This window comes from Candidatus Melainabacteria bacterium RIFOXYA2_FULL_32_9 (assembly GCA_001784615.1).
Taxonomy (GTDB): domain Bacteria; phylum Cyanobacteriota; class Vampirovibrionia; order Gastranaerophilales; family UBA9579; genus UBA9579.
In genome coordinates this window covers 2,721-6,214 of sequence record MFRQ01000010.1, presented here as the reverse complement: position 1 = coordinate 6,214, position 3,494 = coordinate 2,721, and the positions used below count along the sequence as shown (strand labels likewise).

The window sequence follows — 3,494 nt, the reverse complement described above, 5'->3', positions numbered from 1 at the left end:
TGATATAGGCAAAAACTCAACACCTTCTTTTTCTGCTATATCTTTCTCCATATTGACAGGACAGCCTATATAATAAATTTTATCAATCTCAGGATCATTTTTTAATTTCTGGATAACTGCAACAGCAGGATAAATATGTCCTCCTGTTCCACCGCCTGTTACTGCTACTGTAAGTTTTTTAGACGGCATATTGTGCCTCTTCCGGCTGAATTCTTTTAATCCTTTTTCGAGATATATTTAGTAAAACTCCGAGCATTATCATGGTTACTACCACAGAAGTTCCGCCGTAACTAATTAAAGGAAGAGTTACCCCTGTTACAGGTAAAACACCAACGGTAACACCGATATTAATAAATGCCTGAATTCCGATAGCAAAAGTTATTCCAAGAGCCAAAAGTTTACCAAATGAGTCTGTACATCTATTAGCAATTAAAAGACCTCTATGAATAAAGGCAATAAATACACCTATCAAAACCAAACAGCCTATTAGTCCAAGTTCCTCTGCTATTACAGAAAAAATAAAGTCTGTATGCCTGAATGGAAGCCAAAATAATTTTTGCTTGGAATTTCCAAATCCGACTCCAAATATACCTCCAGAACCAATAGCATACCACGATTGTATCAAATTATATCCTGTGCCTTGAGGATCAGCCCACGGATTTAACCATCCAGTTATTCTACTTGTCTGATAACCATGCATATGAGGTAAAACAAAAGCAGCACCTGCAGCAGCAACCCCACCTAATAATAATGACGATATTCCACCTGCTAAGAGTAAAACTCCTGCAATAGCAGCAACTATTGTTGCAACGCTTAAGTTAGGTTGTTTCAAAATTAAAATAAACATAATGCCAACTAAGCCAAGATGCAGTAATAACTTTCTGTCAAAAATAGTTTTAGCATTAATCATTATTGAAGAGACCAGTAAAATAGTTGCTATTTTTGCAAGTTCGGATGGCTGAATAGGAATACCTATCAACCATCTGGAAGCTCCATAACTTTCTTTTCCCAATCCTGGAATATATGTTGCTGCAATTAAAGCAATAGTTACAAGCGAAAATGGCATTACATAGTTTTTTAATTTTTTATAGTCGAATTTTGCAAAGAAAGTCATACAAAATAAGCCAATCAGTATATACATAAAATGCTTCATGAAATAATAAGCAGGGTTATTATATAAATAACTCCCTTCCGGTGCTCCTGCACTGAAAATGGCCATCATTCCAAATGATATTAAAATTACTATTATTACAAGAAGTGTATTGTCAGGCGAGGTTATTATCATTGATCCTTGCCTGTTTTTTAACATTTTTCTTCTATTTTTCCTGATTCTATCAGTTGCTTTTCTTAATGACATAATCTTTAAAAGCTCGTCCTCTTTCTTCAAAGTTTTTAAACATATCAAAGCTTGCACAAGCCGGCGCAAATAATACAGGCCCTAACTTTAAACTTGCAGCTATATCGATAGATTCTTCAAGTAATGATGCTCTTGTAATATTTGTATAACCGGCATCCTGTAACGCCTTTTGAAATCTATCGGCAGCTTCACCAATTAACACGACATGTGTGGCCTGTTCTTTAATAACTTGGACTAATTCAGCTAAATCTGTACCTTTATCTCTGCCTCCGGCTATTAATACAACTTTTTTATCTTCAAAAGCTTTTAGAGCGCAAATAGTAGAGTCACAATTAGTAGCTTTGGAATCATTATAATAGCTAATTCCATCTATAGTAGCAACATATTCCAGTCTATGCTCAGGTGGCTTAAAGTTTTTTATGGTTTCTCTAATTATATCAGGCTCTACCCCTACCACTGAAGCAATTGCTATTGCAGCCATTATATTTTGATAATTATGTTTTCCTATAAGAGGAATATCTTTAATTTCAATTATTTCTTTAATCCTATTTTTACCTTTGGCAAAAATCTTATTATCTTTTATGTACACGGAAGACCCTGGCATCTCCCTGCCAAAATATATTATCTGAGATAAACTTTTATGTCTCAATTCATATACTTTTGGATCACAGGCATTTAAAATAGTCCATATTGGAGATCTATGTTCTGTAAATAATGCCGCTTTTGCTTCAAAATAGGCCTCTTTACTACCATGCCAATCCACATGATCAGGAGTATAATTAATAAAAAGAGCTATTTGAGGTTTAAAGACAGGGTTTGTATCTATTTGATAAGAACTTACTTCCGTAACAAAGTAATCTATATTAGACTTTTCTACAAGGTTAATAACAGGTAAGCCAATATTTCCACAAGCAGGAGCATTGTATCCTGCATTTGTTAAAATTTCTGAAACAAGTTTAGTAGTGGTGGTTTTACCATTAGTCCCGGTAATTGCAATAAACGGTACAGGAGTTTCAGTATAAGCCAGTCCAATTTCTCCTGTTGTTTGAATCTTATGGGCTTTTATAAGTTTAATAACTTCAGAGTGAGGGGGGATTCCAGGACTTGTAACCACTAGATCAGAATTTAAGATTGTTTCTTCTCTATGGCCACCCATTTCAATATCAATTCCAAGAGATTTGAGTTCTTTTATCTTTTCTTGATCTTCAGGATTTTCATTTCTTTTTTCACTAATTATGCAATTTGCCCCTTTTTTAGACAAATATTTAGCAGTTGCAATACCACTTAATGAAAATCCTAAAACAGTTACGTTTTTATTTATCCACTTGCTTGTCATATCGTTATAATTCCCTATCTAGGACAAATAATACCTTAATACGAAGCTTACTATTGCCAGTATCAGACCAACAAGCCAGAATGTATAAACGATTCTAGGTTCTGACCACCCTAATAATTCAAAATGATGATGAATAGGACTCATTTTGAATATTCTTTTGCCTGTTGTTTTAAAGCTAATTACCTGTAAAATTACTGATAATGCTTCTATCACAAAAACACCACCAATAATTATAAGCAATAACTCAAATTTTCCGATAACAGCTAATGTTCCCAGCACTCCACCAAGTGCAATACTACCGGTATCTCCCATAAAAATTTTAGCTGGAGGCTTATTATAATATAAAAATCCAAGACAACTTCCTGCTATCGCTGCTGATACTATGGCAATATCAAAACGTCCTGTGATTATACATAAGCAGGTTATTGCAGTTAAAGCTATAAACATTGTTCCTGAAGCAAGCCCATCGAGTCCATCAGTTAAGTTTACGGCATTAGACGCGCCAATAATCACAAATACTGCAAAAAACGGATACAGAAGACCAAGATCGATATTATAAAGACCAAAAACAGAAACCGATCTCTCACCATTAAAAGTCATATATAAAGCAGGAATTATTGCGATTAAAACTTGCAAGAAAAGCTTGTTTCTTGCACTTAAACCCTTATTCTGTTTACGGGTTATTTTAGATATATCGTCTTTAAATCCTATAAATGTAAATAAAGCAAATACCAGCAAAATAATAAAAGTATTCAGACTGCTCTTTTGTGCCATCAATAACCCTAATGTAGCACCAATCAT

At 34.1% G+C, this 3,494-nt stretch carries 3 protein-coding genes and 1 pseudogene; all 4 read right to left on the bottom strand.

The genetic code is table 11. The annotated features are described in order from the left end of the window. Window positions 1–189, bottom strand: a pseudogene (locus A2255_04340) (hypothetical protein). Beyond that, window positions 179–1,285, bottom strand: coding sequence for a cell division protein FtsW (locus tag A2255_04335; protein OGI23376.1), 1,107 nt, complete (start codon window positions 1,283–1,285; stop codon window positions 179–181). Before A2255_04335 ends, A2255_04340 begins: the two are co-directional and overlap by 11 nt. Window positions 1,286–1,334: 49 nt before the next feature. Next, window positions 1,335–2,693 carry a UDP-N-acetylmuramoylalanine--D-glutamate ligase gene (locus A2255_04330; protein OGI23375.1) on the bottom strand — a complete coding sequence of 453 codons (1,359 nt, stop codon included), beginning with the start codon at window positions 2,691–2,693 and terminating at the stop codon, window positions 1,335–1,337. A gap of 18 nt (window positions 2,694–2,711) precedes the next feature. Then, entirely contained in the window at window positions 2,712–3,494 is a 783-nt protein-coding gene (locus A2255_04325; GenBank protein OGI23374.1) for a phospho-N-acetylmuramoyl-pentapeptide-transferase, read from the bottom strand.